General features: G+C 72.4%; 18 protein-coding genes and 1 pseudogene. 15 read left to right on the forward strand and 4 right to left on the reverse strand.

The annotated features are described in order from the left end of the window. A pseudogene (locus tag ACZ6A9_RS22905) lies at positions 1-260 on the reverse strand (hypothetical protein); the annotation flags it as partial. 226 nt (positions 261-486) lie between these two features. On the opposite strand from ACZ6A9_RS22905, the gene ACZ6A9_RS22910 reads away from it, so the two are divergent. The 5 genes from ACZ6A9_RS22910 (at position 487) to ACZ6A9_RS22930 (ending at position 6,565) form a co-directional block, all read left to right on the forward strand. Continuing rightward, positions 487-1,680, forward strand: a complete 1,194-nt coding sequence (locus ACZ6A9_RS22910; protein WP_030221794.1) for an argininosuccinate synthase — start codon at positions 487-489, stop codon at positions 1,678-1,680. A gap of 96 nt (positions 1,681-1,776) precedes the next feature. Then, entirely contained in the window at positions 1,777-3,210 is a 1,434-nt protein-coding gene (gene argH / locus ACZ6A9_RS22915) for an argininosuccinate lyase (RefSeq protein WP_468988183.1), read from the forward strand. Between the two features lie 189 nt (positions 3,211-3,399). Then, positions 3,400-4,371 (forward strand): aldo/keto reductase, encoded by a 972-nt coding sequence (locus tag ACZ6A9_RS22920; RefSeq protein WP_468988186.1) that lies wholly within the window; start codon positions 3,400-3,402, stop codon positions 4,369-4,371. 86 nt (positions 4,372-4,457) lie between these two features. After that, entirely contained in the window at positions 4,458-5,027 is a 570-nt protein-coding gene (locus ACZ6A9_RS22925; RefSeq protein ID WP_468988188.1) for a TetR/AcrR family transcriptional regulator, read from the forward strand. Beyond that, positions 5,024-6,565, forward strand: coding sequence for an MFS transporter (locus ACZ6A9_RS22930; RefSeq protein ID WP_468988191.1), 1,542 nt, complete (start codon positions 5,024-5,026; stop codon positions 6,563-6,565). The genes ACZ6A9_RS22925 and ACZ6A9_RS22930 overlap by 4 nt, the downstream gene beginning before the upstream one ends. A gap of 163 nt (positions 6,566-6,728) precedes the next feature. On the opposite strand, the gene ACZ6A9_RS22935 is transcribed toward ACZ6A9_RS22930, so the two are convergent. Then, positions 6,729-7,349, reverse strand: coding sequence for a lysophospholipid acyltransferase family protein (locus tag ACZ6A9_RS22935; RefSeq protein ID WP_468988194.1), 621 nt, complete (start codon positions 7,347-7,349; stop codon positions 6,729-6,731). A gap of 465 nt (positions 7,350-7,814) precedes the next feature. Here ACZ6A9_RS22935 and ACZ6A9_RS22940 point away from each other — a divergent pair, with 465 nt between their 5' ends. The 3 genes from ACZ6A9_RS22940 to ACZ6A9_RS22950 all read left to right on the forward strand — a co-directional run bounded on the left by ACZ6A9_RS22940 (position 7,815) and on the right by ACZ6A9_RS22950 (position 10,126). After that, a complete protein-coding gene (locus tag ACZ6A9_RS22940; protein WP_468988197.1) occupies positions 7,815-8,984 on the forward strand; it encodes a glycerophosphodiester phosphodiesterase in 1,170 nt (389 codons plus the stop codon). A 74-nt stretch (positions 8,985-9,058) separates the two neighbouring features. Next, positions 9,059-9,571 (forward strand): sigma-70 family RNA polymerase sigma factor, encoded by a 513-nt coding sequence (locus tag ACZ6A9_RS22945; protein ID WP_468988199.1) that lies wholly within the window; start codon positions 9,059-9,061, stop codon positions 9,569-9,571. A gap of 57 nt (positions 9,572-9,628) precedes the next feature. Then, entirely contained in the window at positions 9,629-10,126 is a 498-nt protein-coding gene (locus tag ACZ6A9_RS22950; RefSeq protein WP_468988202.1) for a GNAT family N-acetyltransferase, read from the forward strand. Here ACZ6A9_RS22950 and ACZ6A9_RS22955 read toward each other — a convergent pair whose 3' ends face one another. Further along, the gene (locus ACZ6A9_RS22955) at positions 10,127-10,567 is read right to left on the reverse strand and encodes a hypothetical protein (RefSeq protein ID WP_468988205.1); all 441 of its coding nucleotides are present in this window, start codon (positions 10,565-10,567) and stop codon (positions 10,127-10,129) included. It lies immediately after the preceding gene. Position 10,568: 1 nt separating this feature from the next. Then, positions 10,569-10,928 (reverse strand): hypothetical protein, encoded by a 360-nt coding sequence (locus tag ACZ6A9_RS22960; RefSeq protein ID WP_468988207.1) that lies wholly within the window; start codon positions 10,926-10,928, stop codon positions 10,569-10,571. A gap of 144 nt (positions 10,929-11,072) precedes the next feature. Here ACZ6A9_RS22960 and ACZ6A9_RS22965 point away from each other — a divergent pair, with 144 nt between their 5' ends. From ACZ6A9_RS22965 to cobT, 7 genes are all read left to right on the forward strand, one after another. Continuing rightward, complete coding sequence (locus tag ACZ6A9_RS22965) at positions 11,073-11,723, forward strand: HAD family hydrolase (protein ID WP_468988210.1); 651 nt, start codon at positions 11,073-11,075, stop codon at positions 11,721-11,723. A gap of 397 nt (positions 11,724-12,120) precedes the next feature. Continuing rightward, a complete protein-coding gene (locus ACZ6A9_RS22970; protein WP_468988212.1) occupies positions 12,121-13,158 on the forward strand; it encodes a methionine ABC transporter ATP-binding protein in 1,038 nt (345 codons plus the stop codon). Beyond that, positions 13,155-13,892: a methionine ABC transporter permease gene (locus tag ACZ6A9_RS22975; RefSeq protein ID WP_468988215.1), complete on the forward strand. Its 738-nt coding sequence runs from the start codon at positions 13,155-13,157 to the stop codon at positions 13,890-13,892. The genes ACZ6A9_RS22970 and ACZ6A9_RS22975 overlap by 4 nt, the downstream gene beginning before the upstream one ends. Before the next feature lie 67 nt (positions 13,893-13,959). After that, positions 13,960-14,787 carry a MetQ/NlpA family ABC transporter substrate-binding protein gene (locus tag ACZ6A9_RS22980; protein WP_468988217.1) on the forward strand — a complete coding sequence of 276 codons (828 nt, stop codon included), beginning with the start codon at positions 13,960-13,962 and terminating at the stop codon, positions 14,785-14,787. A gap of 132 nt (positions 14,788-14,919) precedes the next feature. Beyond that, a complete protein-coding gene (locus ACZ6A9_RS22985) occupies positions 14,920-15,558 on the forward strand; it encodes a GNAT family N-acetyltransferase (protein ID WP_468988220.1) in 639 nt (212 codons plus the stop codon). Between the two features lie 127 nt (positions 15,559-15,685). Further along, positions 15,686-16,897 carry a precorrin-6y C5,15-methyltransferase (decarboxylating) subunit CbiE gene (gene cbiE, locus ACZ6A9_RS22990; protein WP_468988222.1) on the forward strand — a complete coding sequence of 404 codons (1,212 nt, stop codon included), beginning with the start codon at positions 15,686-15,688 and terminating at the stop codon, positions 16,895-16,897. A gap of 370 nt (positions 16,898-17,267) precedes the next feature. Then, on the forward strand, positions 17,268-20,945 hold the full coding sequence (gene cobT, locus ACZ6A9_RS22995; protein WP_468988225.1) for a nicotinate-nucleotide--dimethylbenzimidazole phosphoribosyltransferase: 3,678 nt from the start codon (positions 17,268-17,270) through the stop codon (positions 20,943-20,945). The last annotated feature ends 32 nt before the right edge of the window (positions 20,946-20,977 follow it).

Genomic DNA, 20,977 nt, shown 5'->3' on the forward strand with positions numbered 1-20,977 from the left:
ATCTGCTGGTCGAGGTCGCCGAGGGTGCGGTCGACCTCGGCCTGCGCGGAGGCCGGGACCGCCGGGAGCCGCGGGGCGACGTCGGGGCAGGAGATCGTGCCCGGTCCCGCCAGTGTCCGGGCGTCCGCGCCGGCGCCGTCCCCGGACGACTCGCCGGCGAGGGCCGTGCCGGCGATCACCGCGCCGGTCAGCGCGACGGCGGCGGCACCGCCGATGAAGGCGACGCGGCGCTTGTTGTACTTCGGAAGAGCCCTGGACATGCGGATGCCTCACTCGGGGTCGGTGGTGTCTCGGGTGGTGCGGGGTGGAGCGACGCGGCGCCTGCGTCCGGGGAGGGATACGGGTAAGCGGTTTCGAGCGTTCAGACGCAGTCCGGATCGGGCCACCGCATGGCCGAAACACCGGCCCTCAGGACGACGGATTGACGAATCATGCGGACTCCTGCATACTCATGCATGTCAGCGAATGCACTGTAAGGAGAATCCCGTGACCGAGCGCGTCGTACTCGCCTATTCGGGCGGTCTGGACACCTCCGTCGCCATCGGCTGGATCGCCGAGGAGACGGGCGCCGAGGTCATCGCCGTTGCGGTCGACGTCGGCCAGGGCGGCGAGGACCTGGACGTCATCCGCAAGCGCGCGCTCGCCTGCGGTGCCGTCGAGGCCGAGGTCGCCGACGCCAAGGACGAATTCGCCGACGAGTACTGCCTCCCGGCGATCAAGGCCAACGCCCTCTACATGGACCGCTACCCGCTGGTCTCGGCGCTGTCCCGGCCGACGATCGTCAAGCACCTCGTCGCCGCCGCGCAGAAGCACGGCGCCACCACCGTCGCCCACGGCTGCACCGGCAAGGGCAACGACCAGGTCCGCTTCGAGGCCGGCATCGTCGCCCTCGCCCCCGACCTGAAGTGCATCGCCCCGGTTCGCGACTACGCCATGACCCGTGACAAGGCCATCGCCTTCTGCGAGGCCAAGGGCCTGCCGATCGCCACCACCAAGAAGTCCCCGTACTCCATCGACCAGAACGTCTTCGGACGCGCCGTCGAGACCGGCTTCCTCGAGGACATCTGGAACGCGCCGATCGAGGACGTCTACGAGTACACGCAGAACCCGGCCGTGGCGCGCGAGCCCGACGAGGTCGTCATCACCTTCAAGGAGGGTGTGCCGGTCGCCATCGACGGCAAGCCCGTCACCGTGCTCCAGGCGATCCAGCAGCTCAACGAGCGCGCCGGCGCCCAGGGCATCGGCCGGATCGACATGGTCGAGGACCGCCTCGTCGGCATCAAGTCCCGCGAGGTCTACGAGGCGCCCGGCGCGATCGCGCTGATCACCGCCCACCAGGAGCTGGAGAACGTCACCGTCGAGCGCGAGCTCGCCCGCTACAAGCGGCAGGTCGAGCAGCGCTGGGGCGAGCTGGTCTACGACGGCCAGTGGTTCTCCCCGCTCAAGCGCGCCCTGGACGGCTTCATCACCGAGGCCAACCAGCACGTCAACGGCGACATCCGGATGACCCTGCACGGCGGCCGCGCCGTCGTCACCGGCCGGCGCTCGGAGTCGTCGCTGTACGACTTCAACCTGGCCACCTACGACACGGGTGACACCTTCGACCAGGCGGCGGCGAAGGGCTTCATCGACATCTACAGCCTGTCGGCGAAGATCGCCGCCAAGCGCGACCTCGCCTGACCGGCCGACGGCCTCGCACGCACTAGCCTGACAGCCGCCTCCTCACGCGACCGTGGGGAGGCGGCGGCACATCCGGAACCCTCGAGGAGCACGCAAGTGAGCAGCAACAGCGGTGACGTACGGCTCTGGGGCGGCCGTTTCGCCGACGGTCCCGCCGAGGCCCTGGCGAAGCTGTCCGCGTCCGTCCACTTCGACTGGCGGCTCGCGCCCTACGACATCGCCGGCTCCCGGGCCCACGCCCGGGTGCTGCACACGGCGGGGCTGCTCACCGAGGACGAGCTGACCCGGATGATCGCCGGACTCGACGCGCTCGAGGCGGACGTCGCCGACGGCTCCTTCACCGGCACCATCGCCGACGAGGACGTCCACACCGCCCTGGAGCGCGGCCTGCTGGAGCGCCTCGGCCCCGACCTCGGCGGCAAGCTGCGCGCCGGACGGTCCCGAAACGACCAGGTCGCCACCCTCTTCCGGATGTACCTGCGCGACCACGCCCGGATCATCGGCGGTCTGATCGCCGACCTCCAGGACGCGCTGACCGGGCTCGCCGAAGCCCACCCGGACGTGGCGATGCCCGGCCGCACCCACCTCCAGCACGCCCAGCCGGTGCTCTTCGCCCACCACGTCCTCGCCCACGTCCAGTCCCTCTCCCGGGACGCCGAGCGGCTGCGCCAGTGGGACGAGCGCACCGCCGTCTCCCCGTACGGCTCCGGCGCCCTCGCGGGCTCCTCCCTCGGCCTGGACCCCGAAGCGGTCGCCAGGGACCTCGGGTTCGAGCACGGCAGCGCCGCCAACTCCATCGACGGCACGGCCTCCCGTGACTTCGTCGCGGAGTTCGCCTTCATCACCGCGATGATCGGGGTGAACGTCTCCCGGATCGCCGAGGAGGTCATCATCTGGAACACGAAGGAGTTCTCCTTCGTGACCCTGCACGACGCCTTCTCCACCGGCTCGTCGATCATGCCGCAGAAGAAGAACCCGGACATCGCCGAGCTGGCGCGCGGCAAGTCGGGCCGTCTCATCGGCAACCTGACCGGCCTGATGGCCACCCTCAAGGCGCTCCCGCTCGCGTACAACCGCGACCTCCAGGAGGACAAGGAGCCGGTCTTCGACTCCATCGACCAGCTGGAGATCCTGCTGCCCGCCTTCACCGGCATGATGGCCACCCTCACCGTGCACCGCGAGCGCATGGAGGAACTGGCTCCGGCCGGGTTCTCCCTGGCCACCGACATCGCAGAGTGGCTGGTCAAGCAGGGCGTGCCGTTCCGCGTGGCCCACGAGGTGGCCGGCGAGTGCGTCAAGGTCGCCGAGTCCGAGGGCAAGGAGCTGGACGAGCTGACCGACGAGCAGTTCGCCAAGATCTCCGCCCACCTCACTCCCGAGGTGCGGACCGTCCTCAACGTCCCGGGCGCCCTCGCCTCCCGCAACGGCCGCGGCGGCACCGCCCCGAGTGCCGTCGCCGTCCAGCTCGCGGACGTCAAGACCGACCTCGCAGCCCAGCACGCCTGGGCCGACGCCAAGCACCAGAACTGACCGCACACCCCTGAGGGCAGCTCCCCCAGGGGCGCGGACAACCGCGCGACCGGCCACGACGGCGCCGCACTCGCCGCGGCACGGCACGGCACGACCCGAGTTCCCGGGGCGCCCCAGTTGGCCGAGTGCAGCGGCACCGCAGGCTACGTTGGTCGGAACGCCGAACCGGACCGACCGACGGAGCCCGCGATGCCCTTCGCCCGACTGGCGACAGCGACCACCCCCACCTGCCACATCGGCCTCGGCCTCGCCGCAGTCGGCCGCCCCGGCTACATCAACCTCGGCCGGGACGACGACCTCGGGGACGACCGCGGCGTGGAGGCCCTGCGCACCCGCACCCACGAACTCCTCGACGCCGCCTACGCCCAGGGCGTGCGCTACTTCGACGCCGCCCGCTCCTACGGCCGCTCCGAGGAGTTCCTCGCCGGCTGGCTGAACGACCGCCCGGAAGCCGACGACGTCGTCATCGGCAGCAAGTGGGGCTACACCTACACCGCCGGCTGGTCCACCGACGCCGAACGGCACGAGGTCAAGGACCACTCCCTCGCCGCCTTCGAGCGTCAGCGCGCCGAGTCCGAGGAACTGCTCGGCGGCCGGCTCGACCTCTACCAGATCCACTCGGTGACACCCCAGAGCCCGGCCCTCACCGACAAGGAACTGCACGCCCGGCTGGCGGACGCGGCGGCCCAGGGGGTCACCGTCGGCTTCTCCACCAGCGGCCCCGCCCAGGCGGACGCGATCCGCGCCGCCCTCGCCGTCACCGTCGACGGCGAGCCCCTCTTCCGCACCGTGCAGTCCACCTACAACGCCCTGGAGACCTCGGCCGGGCCCGCGCTCGCGGAGGCGCACGAGGCGGGCCTCACCGTGATCGTCAAGGAGGGCATGGCCAACGGCCGGCTGGCCGCGCCGAACGCCCCCGAGGCGCTGCGGGCCGTCGCCGAGGAGACCGGCCTGGGCTGCGACGCCGTCGCCCTCGCGGTCGTCCTGCGTCAGCCGTGGGCCGGTGTCGTCCTCTCCGGCGCGGCGACCACCGGCCAACTCGCCTCCAATCTGCACGCCCCCGCCGTCGACCTCACCGACGACCACATGGACCGCCTCGCCGCCCTGGTCGAGCAGCCGGGCGCCTACTGGGAGCGGCGCGGGCAGCTGCCCTGGCACTGATCCACCACACCGTCGACATCCACCAGTGATGAGACGCATACGCCTTGGATGAGACGTCGCTGTCTCATCTGCGGTACTGTCGTCTCATGGCTGTCGACCGTGACCAGGTACTGCGCAGTGCCGCCACCCTGCTGACCCGCAGATCCACCGCGACCATGGACGACGTCGCGAAGGCCGCCGGGATCAGCCGCGCCACCCTGCACCGGCAGTTCGCCGGGCGCGACGCGCTGGTCCGGGCGCTGGAGGCGCTCTGCATCGCCGAGTGCGAGGCCGCTCTGGAGGCGGCCCGGCCCGACGAAGGGCCCGCCACCGACGCCGTACGGCGGCTGATCGCCGAGATCGAGCCCAACGCCCCGCTGATCGCCTTCCTCTACAGCGAGAACCAGCTCTTCGAGGGCGAGGAACAGAACGAGGGCTGGGCCAGGATCGACGAACGCGTCGCCGCCCTCTTCACCCGCGGGCAGGAGGGCGGGGAGTTCCGCATCGACCTCACCCCGGCCTGGCTCACCGAGGCGCTCTACGGGCTGCTCGCCTCGGCCGCCTGGGCGGTGGCCGAGGGCCGCGTCGCCCCCAAGGACTTCACCCACATGATTGCCGAGCTGCTGCTCGGCGGCGTGCTGCGCCAGGACGCTCCGGCGCCGAGGAAGCAATCATGACCAGCGCCCTACGTCCGGAGGCGGCGACCGAGGAGACCGAGCGCCCGGGCCGGTGGCTCGCCCTGTCCGTGCTGGTGCTCGCCGTGCTGCTGGTGGCCGTCGACGCGACCGTCCTCGGCCTGGCCACCCCCTACATCAGCGAGGACCTCGCCCCCACCGGCAGTCAGCTGCTGTGGATCGGTGACGTCTACTCGTTCGTCATCGCGGGTCTGCTCGTCTCGATGGGCAGCCTCGGCGACCGTATCGGCCGCAAGCGGATCCTGCTCTACGGCGCCACCGCGTTCGGCGTGATATCCGTGCTCAACGCCTACGCCCACACGCCCGAGACGATGATCCTCGCCCGGGCCCTGCTCGGCGTCGCCGGCGCCACCCTGATGCCGGCCACCCTCGCCCTGATCCGCAACCTCTTCCACGACCCCCGCGAACGCAGCCTCGCCATCGGCATCTGGGGCGCGACCGCCTCCGCGGGCACGGCCGTCGGGCCGGTCCTCGGCGGTTTCCTGCTCGAACACTTCTGGTGGGGCTCGGTCTTCCTGATCAACCTGCCCGTGATGGCCGTGCTCGTGGCCGTCGGCATCAAGCTGCTCCCCGAGTCGCGCACCGCGCACCCCGGCCCGTGGGACATGACCAGCGTGGTCCTGTCGCTCGTCGGCATGATCGGTGTCGTCTACGCGGTGAAGGAGACCGCCAGCCACGGCTTCACCTGGCCCGCGTCGGCCGCCGGACTGCTGGGCGCGGCCACCCTGTACGGCTTCGTCCGCAGGCAACTCACCCTGCCCGCACCGCTGCTGGACATGCGGCTGTTCCGGCACCGCGGCTTCAGCGGGGCCGTACTGGCCGACCTGCTGGCGATCTTCGGCCTGGCCGGGCTGGTGTTCTTCCTGTCGCAGTACCTGCAACTGGTCCAGGACCGACGCCCGTTCGAGGCCGGCCTCGCCGAACTCCCCGCCGCGATCGGGGCGGTCGCGGCCGGACTGGTCGCCGGCCGGGCCGCACGACGCTTCTCGGTGCGCTCCGTCGTCGCCGGGGGCCTTGCCGCCATCGGTCTGTCCCTGGCCGCCCTCACGGTGATCGGCCAGTCCACCGGATACCCGCTGCTCGGGGCGGCCCTGCTGGTCGTGGGGCTGGGAGCCGGCTTCTCCTTCACGGTGACCGCCGACGTGATCCTCTCCAGCGTGCCCAAGGAACAGGCGGGCGCCGCCTCCGCCGTCTCCGAGACGGCCTACGAACTCGGCGCGGCCCTCGGCATCGCCGTACTCGGCTCCGTCGTGACCGGCGTCTACCGCGACTTCACGGCCCCGGCCGGCACCCCGCCCGAGGCCCACGAGTCCCTGGGCGGCGCGGCGGAACTCGCCTCCCACCTGCCCCCCTCCCTCGCCGACCCCCTGCTGGACGCGGCCCGCCAGTCCTTCGTCGACGGCCTCACCCTGGCAGCGGGTACCGGAGCGACGGTCCTCCTGGCGGCGTCAGTGGCCGCATGGTTCATGCTGCGCGACCAACACCTCGCCACGAGCACAGATCTCGAATCCAGGCCCTGAACCCGCCCCGGAAGGGGCGCGGGGCACTGCGCGCCCCACCACGACGGCCCCGCACCCGAAAGACGACCCGACCCGCCCCGGAAGGGGCGCGGGGAACTGCGCGACCAGCCACGACGCTCGCGCACCCGAAGGGTGACCCCATCCGCCCCCGCCCAGCGCAGCGCTACGCGGCTTTCGCCTTGCTCGCGTACATGTCCACGTACTCCTGCCCCGACAGCCGCATCACCTCGGTCATGACCGAGTCGGTGACCGCGCGCAGCACATAGCGGTCCCGGTCCATGCCCTCGTAGCGGGAGAACTCCATCGCCTCACCGAAGCGGACCGTGACCTTGCCCGGGCGGGGCAGACCCGCCCCGCCCGGCTGGAGCTTGTCCGTGCCGATCATCGCGAAGGGCACCACCGGCGCGCCGGTCATCAGGGTGAGCCGGGCGATACCGGTACGGCCCCGGTACAGCCGGCCGTCGGGGGAGCGGGTGCCCTCCGGGTAGATGCCGAAGACGTTGCCCTCCTCCAGCACCCGGCGCCCGGTCATCAGCGCCGCGACCCCGCCCCGGCCGCCGTCGCGGTCGACCGGGATCATGCCGACGCCCGTGAAGAACCACGCCATCAGCCGGCCCTTGAACCCCTTGCCGGTCACGTACTCGTCCTTGCCGATGAAGAAGACCTGACGGTCGCAGACGATCGGCAGCACGATCGAGTCGATGAAGGTCAGATGGTTGCCCGCCAGGATCACCGGACCGTCGCCCGGGATGTTCTCCGCGCCCTCCACCTGTGGGCGGAACATCAGGCGCATGATCGGACCGAGCACTGCCTTGATGAGCGCGAAGCGGGACAACGGGCCCTCCGGTGGGAAGCGGACGTGGGTGAATGCCGTATGAGTCTGTGCAGGTGAGGACATTACTCGCGGCCCAGGGGGTTGCGCACATCGGGCCCATGTGTGTTCACCCGGGTCTTACTCACTCTTGACCCGGGTTCACCTGCGGTGGCCCGCCGTGGCCGACGCGAAACACGGCCGTCACGCTGTGACGGACGCCGCCCGGACCCGCACACGGCCGCGAGTGCCCCGGGTCGCCGGGCCCAAACGGACGAGCCGTCACATCCCCGCCGGAATACGACAGGTGTACGTCATCCGTATGAGGGCGTACGACACTCAACCTCACCCGTGTGTTCGGCCCGGGGTCTCCCGTCCGTCATCGACGCGCACCTACGATCGGCCCGCAGCGGACGAGCCGACACCAGGAGGACGCGCATGGCAACGCGGGAGTCGAACGAACAGGCGGGCGGAACCGGACGGCGGGCCCTCCTCGGCGCGGCGGTGCTCGGAGCCTCGGGATCGCTCCTGGCGACGGGTGGGACCGCGAGAGCCGCCGACGCCCGGCGTGGCGGCGGCCGGGGGCTGAAGGGCCTGCCCGTGCCGACGGTCATCGGCCACCGCGGCGCCAGCGGCTACCGGCCCGAGCACACTCTCGGTGCCTACCAGCTGGCCCTCGACATGGGCGCGGACGTCGTCGAGGCCGGCGACCTCGTCCCCACCAGGGACGGACACATCGTCTGCCGGCACGAACCGGAGATCGGCGGCACCACGGACGTCGCCGACCACCCCGAGTTCGCCGGCCGCCGTACCACCAAGACACTGGACGGCGTCCCCGTCACCGGCTGGTTCACCGAGGACTTCACGCTCGCCGAGCTGAAGCGGCTGCGCGCCGTCGAACGCATCCCCGCCAACCGCCCGCACAACACCCTCTACGACGGCCGCTGGGAGATCCCGACCTTCGAGGAGGTGCTGCGCTGGCAGGACGAGCAGACCCGCAAGCGCGGCAAGCAGGTCTGGATCTACCCCGAGACCAAGCACCCCACCTACTTCCGGGGGCTCGGCCTGGGGCTGGAGGAGCGCGTCGCGAAGATCCTGCGCCGGCACGGCAAGCACCGCAGGAACTCGCCCGTCATCCTGCAGTCGTTCGAGCCGACCGGCGTCCAGCGGCTCAGCAGGCTCGTGGACAACCCGCTCGTGGTCCTGCTGTCCGGTGCGAACAGCAGGCCCTGGGACTTCGTCGAGTCCGGCGACCCGCGCACCGTCGCCGACCTGATCACTCCCGAGGGCCTCGGGGAGATCGCCTCCTACGCCCAGGGCATCGGCCCCACCCTCGACCTGGTGATCCCGCGCGACGCGAACGGGGGGCTCACCCGGCCGACGACCCTGGTCCGCGACGCCCACCGGGCCGGACTGATCCTCCACCCCTACACCCTCCGCAACGAGAACCCCTTCCTGCCCGCGGACTTCCGCAGGGGCACCGACCCCGACGCCTACGGCGACGTGTTCGGCGCCTACCGCGCCTACTTCGCCACCGGGATCGACGGCGTCTTCACCGACCACCCCGACACCGGGCTGCTGGCGCGCGAGGACTTCGTCAACAACTGACCCGTACCGCCCGGAAAGGGTGATGTCGTGCCGCTCCGGGCAACCGTGTCCGGGGCGGCCGAGTCGTTGCCCGTATGACACACGAGCCGGTCGCGCCGCACGAGCTGGTCCTCTTCCTCCGCCCGCTGCTCAGCGCGGAGGCGTCCGCCGAGGCGTTCGGGTGCGGTGTCGAGGCGGGCGACCTGGAACAGGCGGTCTGGCTGCGCCTGATGGAACGCCTCGGCTCCGGCGGCCCGCCGCCCGACCCGCCGCTCTGGCTGCGCCGGGCCGTCCGCGCGGAGGCCCGCCGCACCCGCCGCACCGCCCGCAGGGAAACGGCGCTGACCGGCGAGGTCGCCGACGCGGGCCACCACGATCCCGAACGTCTCGCGCTGGCGGCCGCCCACCGCCGGGTCCTGCGGGACGCGGTGCGCAGGCTGCCCGGCCGCTGCCCCGGTCTGCTGGAGGCCCTGTTGTCCGCGCACGACCCGACCTACCGGGAAGTCTCAGGGGAGTTGGGTATCTCACAGGGCAGCCTCGGCCCGGAACGTTCCAGATGCCTGGGATGTCTGCGGCGTTTGCTCGCGCCGGAGGTTGCGGCGCGCTGAGGACGGGGATAGGAGTGGGGGACAACAGGTGATCAGGTGAGCGGGAGGCGTGCGCACATGGGCATGAGCGTGACCATCTCTGCGGCGGCCGAGCAGGACGCGGAGCAGATCTTCAGGTTGCAGTACCTGTGCTTCCAGAGCGAAGCGGCCCTCTACGGCAACTACCGCATCGACCCCCTGGTCCAGACCCTCGACTCGGTGCGCGAGGAGGTCGCGGCCGACTGCGTCGTTGTCGCCCGCCTCGGCGACGAGATCGTCGGCTCGGTGCACGGCAGGATCACCGACGACGGCGCCGCCGCGATCGGCAAGCTCTGCGTCCACCCCCGCCTCCAGGGGCACGGCATCGGCGCCCGTCTGCTGAGGGCGGCGGAGTCCGCACTCGCCGGCCAGCGCGGCGCCCGGACGTTCCGGCTGCACGCCGGACACCGCAGCGAGAGCAACCTGCGGCTGTACAGCAAGGTCGGCTACCAGCGGGTCGGAACGTCCGAGGGCAGGGACGGCGTACCGATGATCGTGCTGGAGAAGGACGCGGCAGCGTTCGCCACCACCGCCTGATCAGGCCCCGGCCCGCCGGGGCCGCGCGGTGCGCAGCCAGTACACGGCGGTCAGGGGCAGCAGCACCGGAATGAACAGGTAGCCCATCCCGTAGTCCGACCACACGGTCGCATCCGGGAAGGCGGACGGCTCCACCAGTGTCCAGGTGCCGACGGTCAGTACGCCCACCAGCTCGGCGGCGCAGCACACCAGCGCCGCCCTGCGGGCCGTCTCCCCGCCCCGCACCAGGGTGTACGTGATGAAGCCGTAGACGATCCCGGCCAGCGCCGACAGGGTGTAGGCGAGGGGCGCCCGGTCGAACTCGGTGGCGATCTGGTAGGCCGAACGCGACACGGCGCCGACGACCATCACCCCGTACAGCCAGACCAGCAGCAGCCCGGGCCCGCCGATCAGCCGCGTCCGGTGCGGCTCCTGCCGCGTCCTCTCCCGCGTCGCGGTCATGTCAGCCCCTCCAGATGTCAAAGAGCCGCACCTCGAGCACGGCCAGCACGACACCGCTCGCGGCGACCGTCAGCGACCCCCAGCGGGATCGCTCGCCCAGCGACAGGAAGCCGGCCGCGGGGACGCACGCGAACGAACCGAGCAGGTACGCCACGAAGATCGTCGTGCCCTGCCCCGGCTGCCGGCCCCGGGCCAGCAGCACGATCCCGACGACGAGCTGCACCAGGGCCAGCAGCGTGACCACGGCCATCCCGATGAAGTGCCAGTCCTTCGTCGGCTGATCACGGTAGGCGGCCCACCCGCACCAGGCGGCGAGCAGCAGGGCGGCGGCAGCGGTCGCCACCGTCAGGACGTCAAGCATGGCAGCGACTTTATTACGCCCGGGGACCCCGGCCGCGCCCGGCCCCGGGAGCGCCCCGGCGGGCGCCGTCCGCGCCCGGCCCGGACCTCCGCCCGGTACGGACCTCCGCCCGGTACGGTCCGCCGGGCCCGTAAGGTCGATGGCATGACCATCCATGCACAGGCCCTGCTGTTCGACAACGACGGAACCCTGGTTTCCTCCCTGCAGTCCGTGCAGCGCTGCTGGACCCGGTGGGCCGGGGAGTACGGCATCACCGCCGAGCAGTTCGCACGGGTCGAGCTGCACGGCAGGCCGGCCGCCGAGATAGCCGCCGACCTGCTGCCCGCCCACGTCGTCCCGGAGGCCGTCGCGCAAATCGAGGACCTGGAGGTGGAGGACGTGCCCAACGGCGGCGTGCACCTGCTCCCCGGCACGCGGGACCTCCTGGGCGCGCTGCCCGCCGAGCGCTGGGCCGTGGTCACCTCCGCCACCCGGCGCCTGGCCGAGGCCCGGCTCGACGCCGTCGGCATCCTGCCCAAGACCCTGATCGCCGCCGACGACATCACCCGCGGCAAGCCCGACCCCGAGCCCTACCTCCTCGCCGCCCGCACCCTCGGCGTCGACCCCTCGCGCTGCGTCGTCTTCGAGGACGCCCCGGCCGGGCTCCAGGCGGGGCGCGCCGCCGGCATGACCACCGTGGCCTTGGCCACAACCCACCAGGCCCACGAGCTGACCGCCGACCTCGTCGTCGAGGACCTCTCGGCCCTGTCCGCGCTGGTCACCGACGGGGGAGTGGAGATCGCCGTACGTCCCTGACGTGCGCGTACGACTGTCCACGGATGTCCACTATACGGACAGCCGTGTCCGGTAAGGAGCGAACCTCTGCTTTACTGGCCGCATGACCACGACGAGCGACCGCATCCCTGCGACCGAGGCGACCACCACGCCCGGTGCTCGTTGTATGTGTCCGTGCCGAATGCGCGCCTTCTAGAGGGCCCCCGCACCACCTGAGCCTCGCGCCCCGAAGCGAGAGCCGGCCCATGTCCGCGACCGTGCCCCGCACCCGCGGCTGAGCCACGCCCCCGCGCGTACGTCTCCCCGGCGGCCCGCTCCGCCGTGCCCCGTGACGTGCCGCCCCGGCTGCTTTCGACCCTGATTGCCTCGTGCCCGGTGCTCCCGAGCCGCCGCGCACTCGACAGTGACGGATACCCACGTGATCACCACCTCAGGCCTGACCAAGGTCTACCGCTCACGCGGTCGCGAGGTCACCGCCCTGGACGGCGTCGACCTGCACGTCCGCGAAGGCGAGGTCTACGGCGTCATCGGCCAGTCCGGCGCCGGCAAGTCCTCCCTCATCCGCTGCGTCAACCTCCTGGAGCGCCCCACCGCCGGCACCGTGACGGTGGCCGGCCAGGACCTCACCGCCCTCGCCGGGCGCGGCCCGCGCGCCGGCCGGGAACTGCGCCAGGCGCGCAGCCGGATCGGCATGGTCTTCCAGCACTTCAACCTGCTGTCCTCACGCACCGTGCAGGACAACGTCGAACTGCCCCTGGAGATCCTCGGGAAGTCGGGGAAGGAACGTTCCCGCAAGGCGCTGGAACTGCTCGACCTGGTCGGGCTCGCCGACAAGGCGAAGGCCTACCCGGCCCAGCTCTCCGGCGGCCAGAAGCAGCGTGTCGGCATCGCCCGCGCCCTCGCCGGCGACCCCAAGGTGCTGCTCTCCGACGAGGCCACCAGCGCCCTCGACCCGGAGACCACCCGCTCGATCCTCCAGCTCCTGCGCGACCTCAACCGCCGGCTCGGCCTCACCGTCCTGCTCATCACGCACGAGATGGACGTCGTGAAGCAGATCTGCGACTCGGCCGCCCTCATGGACCGGGGCCGCATCGTCGAGTCCGGCACGGTCGGCGACCTCCTCGCGACCCCCGGCTCCGAGCTGGCCTCCGCCCTCTTCCCGGTCGGCGGCGAGGCGTCCGGCGACGAGCGCACCGTCCTCGACGTCACCTTCCACGGCGACAGTGCGACCCAGCCGGTCATCTCCCAGCTCTCGCGCACCTACAACATCGACATATCGATCCTCGGCGCCGCGATCGACACCGTCGGCGGCCTCCAGGTCGGCCGGATGCGCATCGAACTGCCGGGCCGCTACGAGGACAACGTCGTACCGATCGGCTTCCTGCGCGAACAGGGCCTCCAGATCGACGTGCTGAACCGGGAAGAGCCCGCGCTGGTGAAGGAGGCGGCCAAGTGACCTGGTCCCAGATGCAGCCCCTGCTCGAACAGGCGTGTACCGAGACGCTGATCATGGTCGGCTGGTCCACCCTGATCGCCGTCGCCGGCGGTCTCCCACTCGGCATCCTGCTCGTCCTCACCGACCGGCACGGACTTCTGCAGAACACCGTGGTGAACAAGGTCATCGGGCAGATCGTCAACATCGGCCGCTCGATGCCGTTCATCATCCTCATGGTCGCCCTGACCAGCTTCACCCGCTGGGTCACCGGCACGTCCATCGGCAGCGAGGCGGCGATCGTGCCGCTCGCCATCAGCGGCATCCCGTTCTTCGCCCGCCTCGTGGAGACGGCCGTCCGCGAAGTGGACCACGGTCTCGTCGAGGCCGTGCAGGCCATGGGCGGCAACACCTGGACGATCGTCCGCAAGGTCCTCGTCCCCGAGGCGCTGCCCTCGCTGATCGCCAGCACCACCACCACGGTCATCGCCCTCATCGGATACTCCGCCATGGCCGGCGCCGTGGGCGGCGGCGGCCTCGGCGACTTCGCCGTCCGCTACGGCTACCAGCGCTTCGACAGCGAACTGATGTGGATCACCGTCGCGATCCTCGCCGTGGTCATCTCCGTCATCCAGTTCGCCGGCGACTTCGCCGCCCGTGCCCTGCACCGCCGGGGCGCCCGCTCCGGCCCGGCCCCGGGGCTGCGCCTCCTCAAGGCCAGGGAACCGGCCGCGGGCGACGTCGGCAAGGTCGCCTGACACCCCCTTCCCAGACTCCCCGTACTCCCCGCTACGGGGTCGCACCACCCAAGGAAAGGCACTTTTCGTGCGTAACACCGCCAAGATCGCCACCGCTGTCCTCGCCACCGGAGCCCTCACCCTCGGCCTCACCGCCTGCGGCGCCGACGAGGACGCCGCCTCCGACACCTCCGGCCCGCTGATCGTCGCCGCGAGCCCCGTGCCGCACGCCGAGATCCTGACCTTCGTCAAGGACAACCTCGCCGAGAAGGCCGGCCTCGACCTCGAGGTCAAGGAGTTCACCGACTACGTCACCCCGAACACCGCGACGGAGGACGGCTCGGTCGGTGCCAACTTCTTCCAGACCCAGCCCTACCTCGACGACTTCAACAAGAAGAACGGCACGCACATCGTGTCCGTCGTCGACGTGCACCTGGAGCCGCTCGGCCTCTACTCCAACAAGGTCGACAAGGCCGACGCGCTGAAGAACGGCGCGACCATCGCCATCCCCAACGACACCGTCAACGAGGGCCGCGCCCTGCAGCTGCTCGCCGCGAACGGTCTGATCACCCTCAAGGACGGCGTCGGCACCGCGGCGACCCCCGCGGACATCACCAAGAACCCCAAGGACCTCACGTTCAAGGAGCTGGAGGCGGCCCAGACGCCCCGCTCCCTCGAGGACGTGGACGCGGCGGTCGTCAACGGCAACTACGCCATCGAGGCCGACCTGAAGCCCGCCGAGGACGCCCTGGTCCTGGAAGCCGCCAAGGACAACCCGAACAACAACCTCCTCGCCGTCAAGGAGGGCCAGGAGGACGACCCGCGCGTGAAGAAGCTCGCCGAGCTCCTCACCTCCCCCGAGGTGAAGAAGTTCATCGAGGACAAGTACGCCGGTTCCGTGCTCGCGTCCTTCTGATCCGGCACACCCGCCACCCACGGGGGCCACTGCGCTGCGCGGAGTGGCCCCCGTGGTGCGCTCCGGTGCTTTCATGCTGCATGCTGGGCAGCTCAGCAGCACCCGACGGTCTCTCAGATTACGGAGCGGCGCATGACGAGCACCTTCCCCGACATCTCCATCAGCACGGAGCGGTTGGTGCTGCGTCCCCTCGACACGGACGACGTCCCCGCCCTCGCCGCGATGATGAACGACGAACAGGTCACCGCCTGGACCGACGCCCCCCATCCCTTCACCGAGGACAGCGCCCGCACCTGGATCACCGAGGAGGCCCCCGCCCTGCGCGCCTCCGGCCACGGACTCGACCTCGCCGTCACCGAGTTCCTCACCCAGCGCCTGGTCGGCGTCATCCGGCTCGGCGGGACCGACTGGCAGGTGCGGTCCACCGAGCTGTCCTACATCGTCGCCCCCTGGGCGCGCGGCGAGGGCTACGCCTCCGAAGCGGCCCTCGCCACCGCTCAGTGGCTCTTCGGTGACCAGAAACTCCAGCGCGTCGAGCTGCGCACCGCAGCCGACAACACCGCGGCCCAGCAGGTCGCGCAGAAGATCGGCTGCATCAGCGAGGGCGTGCTGCGCGGCGCCTGCATAGCCCGGGCCCGCACCGAGGACGGCGGGTGGAGCCAGGTGCGCACCGACTACATCGTCTGGAGTCTGCTGCCCGAGGACATCGAGGGCGCGGACGGACAACTGGCCGACAGCAGCGGCTTCTCCAGCTACCCGGACTGGAACTGACCCCCGCCCGCGTCCCCCCGCGAGCGGCACCCCCGCAGCGGTTCACGGCCGCACCGGGTAACCTCAGCAGACCGCCCCGAGGGCGGAACAGCCGACGACCTGCGCAGACCCCAGGAGACTGACGACGATGGCCGACCGGGTCACGGTGATCGGCTGGGACGGCTCGCCGCTGACCGCAGCGGCCCGCGCCGCGCTGGGCGCCGCCACCCTGGTGGCCGGAGCCGCCCACCACCTGGCACTCCCCGAGGTGCCCCCGGGTGCCGAACGCATGCGGCTCGGATCCGTCGACCTCGCCGCCCGGCGCATCGCCGCCCACCGCGGGACGGCCGTCGTCCTCGCCGACGGCGACCCCGGCTTCTTCGGCGTCGTACGGACCCTGCGCGCACCGGAGTTCGGCCTGGAGGTCGAAGTGGTGCCCGCCGTGTCCCCGGTCGCCGCCGCCTTCGCCCGTGCCGGAATGCCCTGGGACGACGCCCACGTGGTGGTCGCACACCCGCGCACCCTGCGCCGCGCGGTGAACGTGTGCCGGGCCCACACCAAGGTCGCGGTGCTCACCTCACCCGATGCCGGCCCCGCAGAACTGGGGCTGCTCATGGAGGGAGTGCACCGCACCTTCGTCATCTGCGAGGAACTGGGCACCTCGGGCGAACGGGTCAGCGTGGTCACCTCCGACAAGGCCGCCGACCACACCTGGCGCGACCCCAACGTGGTCATCGTCATCGGCGGACGGTCCGCCGCCGGCGACTTCGGCGGCTGGATCGCCGGACGCGACCCCTCGGCCGGCCCGCGCGGCTGGACGCTGCCCGCAGCGGAGTACGGCCGCGAACCGGGCGAGGGCGAGGGGGAACCCCTGCGTACCGCCCAACTGGCCCGCCTCGGACCGCGCCTCGGCGACCTCGTCTGGGACATCGGCTGCGGCAGCGGCGCCTTCGCCACCGACGCCGCCCGGGCCGGCGCCGCCGTCATCGCCGTCGACAGCGACCCGGACGCCTGCGCCCGCACCGACTCCACCGCCCGCCGGCTGGGGGTCCAGATCCAGATCGTCCACGGCACCGCGCCCCACGTACTGGAGGACCTGCCCGAGCCGGACGTCGTCCGGGTCGGGGGCGGGGGAGCGGCCGTGGTCTCCGCGGTGGCCGACCGCCGCCCGCAGCGGATCGTCGCGCACGCCGCGACCCGGGACGCGGCCGAACTCATCGGGCGGAGCCTGACGGAACACGGCTACCAGGTCGAGTGTGCGCTGCTGCAGTCCCTCCAACTCGACACCCGGGCCTGGACGGAGAAGGAGCGGAGCGTCGCGTTCCTGCTCAGCGGGGTGCTGCCCGCTCGCGGCAACTGATCCGATTGCCGTCCCCGTGATCGGATTGTCCTACCGCGCGGGGTAGGCTGGCCGATCGTTGTACCGCACCCGGACGTCCGGCGCTTCGTCGTTCAATGTCCGGAGAACGCGCCCGTTTTGGGGTGAGTCGTGGTACGGCAGGTAACCGGAGGGCGCGCAACGTGGCGCAGTCCACAGCGGAACCGTCGCCGATCAAGCTGACGCGACGGCCGTGCGGCCGCGACAATGCCAGTGAATGGCTTTGTCGCCTTTTTCGGGCAGGCCGTTCGTGCCGCTGAGGACGCACGCTCGTTCTTCAGTGTGGGGCGGTCGGTGCGCCGTTCCGGGTGAGCTGGTCGTAGGAGCACTAACCGATGGGCGAGGGGTACGCATGACCGACACCGGCCAGGTCCCGGGCGAGGGACTGCCGGAGAACGCAGGCATGGTGGAGCAGCCGGGCGTCCCCGCGCCCGACGCGTACACCTACCTCTCCGACAGTCCCGCCGAGGACGAAGACCTGCTGCTGCCCGGCGCCCAGGGCGCCTGGGGCAACGAGATCGCTCCGCCCGCGCCCGAACCGGTCGTCGAGACCGTGCACGAGCCCGGACCGCACGAGACGGCGGGCCGAGACAGCGGCGCGGTCGACCTCAGCGGCGTCCGGCTCCCCGACGCGGGCCGGCCGGGTACCGCGCCGTCCGTGCCGCGCCGTCCGCTGCACCTCGGCCCGCCCATCCCCGACGTCTCCGCGAGCCCGGTCCGCTCCCTCGCCGACCGCGGTCCCGCCGACGTCCCGGCCCGCCACCCCGGCCCGCCGACGCTCGGCCCCGAGTACCTCGACATCCCGCGCGCGCGGGAGGCGACGGCACCGCAGGCCGCCGCGCCCTGGGGCGCGCAGCCCGTGGTGGGCGCGGGGGCGCCGGCCGCGGAAACGGTTGTCCCGCAGCCGGAGCCGGCGGCCACGGCCGGCCCGGCCGAGGCACTCCACACCCGCGTCGCCACGGAGGCGGTCGCGGGACAGGATACGGAGGGCGCGGGCCTCCCCGTCGGCGCCGAGGCCGTGCAGGAGTACGTGCCGGTGGCCTCCGGGGCGCCGGCGGTTCCCGATGTCGCTGCGGTTCCCGACGTTGCCGCGGTTCCCGACGTGCCGACGGCTCCCGAGGTCCCGTCGGCTCCCGAGGTCCCGGGTACCGGGGACCCCGTGCAGGCCGTCGCCCCGGAACAGGGGCGCCCGGCCGAGCTGTCGGAGCCGGACCCGGTGAGCGTGCCGCCCTCGGCGGCCGCCGCTCCCGGTCACGCACAGACTCACGAGGTGCCGCAGCCCACCGAGGCCCCGGCCACGGACGCCCCGGCGCCGGAACCCGCGGCGGACACGGCGGACGCGGCGGAGCACCTCCGGGCGCCCCGGGCCGCGGAGCTCCCGGACGCGGTCGTCCTCCCGGCGCAGGCCGCCGGTGCCCTGACGGAGACCGCCCCGGCCGCCGAGGAGCCGACGGCCGTCGCGGTACCGTACGCCGAGACGCACGGGTCCGCCCCGGAGACTCACCCCGTGCAGGCGCAGGGCAGCGAGACGGCAGGGCCCGAGGCGTCCGGTACCGCGGTGGCGTCGGAGCCCGCCCCGGTGGCCGAGGAGCCGCACCCCGTCCCGGCAACGGACGCCGTCGGACCGGACCCGGCCCACGCCCTCCGGGCGCCGCAGACCGTCCAGGAACCGGCCGCCGAGGCCGTCGCAGCGCAGTACGACCAGGTCGCGGAGGCGCCGGCCCCCCAGGACGTACCGTCTGCGGAGACCCTCGCAGCGGTGCCCGGCGTCGAAAACCCCGCGCCCGTCGAGACGCCCGCCGTCGCACCGGACCCTGCCCCGTCCGTCGACGCCGTACCGGTCGCGGATCCCGGTACCCGGCAGCCGGCCGGGACGGACGGCGTCCCGGCCACTCCGGAGCCCGTCGGAGCCGCGCCCGAGGAGACGCCCGCCGAGACGCCCGTATCGCCCCGGTCCCCGGCCGCCGAGGTCTCGGAAGCGCCCCACGCTCCCGACGGGACGGTCGACGCCCCCACCGCACCGGCTGCGGCGGACCCGGTCCAGGGCCCCCGGCAGACGCCCGTGGCCCCCACCCTCCCCGAACCCGGGCCGGAGCAGCCCCAGGGCGGGTCCGGCCCCGTGGACGACGCCGTTCCCGCCCCGGCACCGCCGCAGGGCGTCACCGTCCCGGCCGCGGGACACGACGCGGCCGGTGCCGACGCCGTACCCTCCGCCCCCGACGCCGAAGTCGCCCAGGACCCGGACGACCTGGACACCCAGGGCGCCGGCGTGCAGCCCGAAGCGGCACAGACCGCCGGTCCGGCCGCCCCCGGCTACGACGACGCCGAGCGCGAGGCCGTGCTGAAGGTCATGCGCGAGCGGCGGGACATCCGCAACGGCTTCCGCAGCGACCCCATTCCGCACGAGGTGCTGCTGCGCGTCCTGGAGGCCGCCCACACCGCGCCCTCCGTCGGCCACTCGCAGCCCTGGGACTTCGTCGTCATCCGCTCCGAGGAGACCCGGCGCAGCATGCACGAACTGGCCATGCGCCAGCGCGACGCCTACGCCAAGTCCCTCCCCAAGGGCCGGGCCAAGCAGTTCAAGGCACTGAAGATCGAGGCCATCCTCGACACCCCGGTCAACATCGTCGTCACCGCCGACCCCACCCGAGGCGGCCGGCACACCCTGGGCCGCCACACCCAGCCGCAGATGGCGCCGTACTCGTCCGCGCTCGCCGTGGAGAACCTCTGGCTCGCCGCCCGCGCCGAGGGCCTCGGCGTCGGCTGGGTCAGCTTCTTCGACGAGCGCGAGATGGTCCGCGCGCTGGGGCTCCCCGAACACCTGGAGGTCGTGGCCTACCTGTGCGTCGGGTACGTCGACGAGTTCCCGGACGAGCCCGAGCTGGCACAGGCCGGCTGGTCCAAGCGCCGCCCCCTGTCCTGGGTCGTGCACGAGGAGACGTACGGGCGTCGCGCCCTGCCCGGAGAGGACCCCCACGACCTGCTTGCCGAGACCGTCGCGCAGATCCGCCCGCTGGACGCCAAGGCGCTCGGTGAGGCGTGGGAGCGCCAGAAGCGCATGACCAAGCCCGCCGGCGCCCTCGGCATGCTGGAGATCATCTCCGCCCAGCTGTCCGGCCTGTCCCGGCAGTGCCCGCCGCCCATCCCGGAGCCCGCGGCCGTCGCGATCTTCGCCGGTGACCACGGTGTGCACGCCCAGGGGGTCACCCCCTGGCCGCAGGAGGTCACCGCCCAGATGGTGGCCAACTTCCTCGGCGGGGGAGCGGTGTGCAACGCCTTCGCCACCCAGGTCGGTGCCGAGGTCTGCATCGTCGACGTGGGAGTCCTGGCCGACCTCCCGGCCACCCCCGGTCTGCTGCCGCGCAAGATCCGCGCCGGTACGTCCGACATGACCACCGGGCCCGCGATGACCCGCGAGGAGGCCAAGCAGGCCATCGAGGTCGGTATCGAGACCGCCCGCGACCTGGTGGCGGCCGGCAACAAGGCCCTGCTCACCGGTGAGATGGGCATCGCGAACACCACCGCGTCCGCCGCCCTCATCTCGGTCTTCACCGGCGTCGACCCGTCCGAGGTCACCGGCCGCGGCACCGGCATCAACGACGAGACCCTGGTCCGCAAGACCGACGTCGTGCGCCGCGCCCTCGAACTGCACCAGCCGGACCCGGCCGACCCGCTCGGTGTCCTGGCCGCCGTCGGCGGTTTCGAACACGCCGCCATGGTCGGTCTGCTCCTCGGCGGGGCGTCGCTGCGCACGCCGGTGATCCTGGACGGCGTCAGCGCCGGCGCCGCCGCCCTGGTGGCCCGGGCCATCGCTCCCGAGGTCCTGGCCGCCTGCATCGCCGGACACCGCAGCGCCGAGCCCGGTCACGTGGCCGCGCTCAACACACTGGGCCTGCGTCCCCTGGTCGACCTCGACCTCCGCCTCGGCGAGGGCACGGGCGCACTCCTGGCGCTCCCCCTGGTCCAGAGCACGGCCCGAGCCATGCACGAGGTGGCGACGTTCGATTCGGCCGGGGTGACCGAGAAGTAGGGCGAGAGCTTCCCGGGACCGCGGCACCGGGC

The organism is Streptomyces sp. NPDC041124, from assembly GCF_055592385.1.

What these genes read in the sequence shown, in the direction of transcription:
- ACZ6A9_RS22920 (WP_468988186.1), top strand. Translation starts at nt 3,400, where the DNA reads ATGCCCTTCGCCCGACTGGCGACAGCGACCACCCCCACCTGCCACATC.
- ACZ6A9_RS22925 (WP_468988188.1), top strand. Translation starts at nt 4,458, where the DNA reads ATGGCTGTCGACCGTGACCAGGTACTGCGCAGTGCCGCCACCCTGCTG.
- ACZ6A9_RS22930 (WP_468988191.1), top strand. Translation starts at nt 5,024, where the DNA reads ATGACCAGCGCCCTACGTCCGGAGGCGGCGACCGAGGAGACCGAGCGC.
- ACZ6A9_RS22935 (WP_468988194.1), bottom strand. Translation starts at nt 7,349, where the DNA reads ATGTTCCGCCCACAGGTGGAGGGCGCGGAGAACATCCCGGGCGACGGT.
- ACZ6A9_RS22940 (WP_468988197.1), top strand. Translation starts at nt 7,815, where the DNA reads ATGGCAACGCGGGAGTCGAACGAACAGGCGGGCGGAACCGGACGGCGG.
- ACZ6A9_RS22945 (WP_468988199.1), top strand. Translation starts at nt 9,059, where the DNA reads ATGACACACGAGCCGGTCGCGCCGCACGAGCTGGTCCTCTTCCTCCGC.
- ACZ6A9_RS22950 (WP_468988202.1), top strand. Translation starts at nt 9,629, where the DNA reads ATGGGCATGAGCGTGACCATCTCTGCGGCGGCCGAGCAGGACGCGGAG.
- ACZ6A9_RS22955 (WP_468988205.1), bottom strand. Translation starts at nt 10,567, where the DNA reads ATGACCGCGACGCGGGAGAGGACGCGGCAGGAGCCGCACCGGACGCGG.
- ACZ6A9_RS22960 (WP_468988207.1), bottom strand. Translation starts at nt 10,928, where the DNA reads ATGCTTGACGTCCTGACGGTGGCGACCGCTGCCGCCGCCCTGCTGCTC.
- ACZ6A9_RS22965 (WP_468988210.1), top strand. Translation starts at nt 11,073, where the DNA reads ATGACCATCCATGCACAGGCCCTGCTGTTCGACAACGACGGAACCCTG.
- ACZ6A9_RS22985 (WP_468988220.1), top strand. Translation starts at nt 14,920, where the DNA reads ATGACGAGCACCTTCCCCGACATCTCCATCAGCACGGAGCGGTTGGTG.
- cbiE (WP_468988222.1), top strand. Translation starts at nt 15,686, where the DNA reads ATGGCCGACCGGGTCACGGTGATCGGCTGGGACGGCTCGCCGCTGACC.
- cobT (WP_468988225.1), top strand. Translation starts at nt 17,268, where the DNA reads ATGACCGACACCGGCCAGGTCCCGGGCGAGGGACTGCCGGAGAACGCA.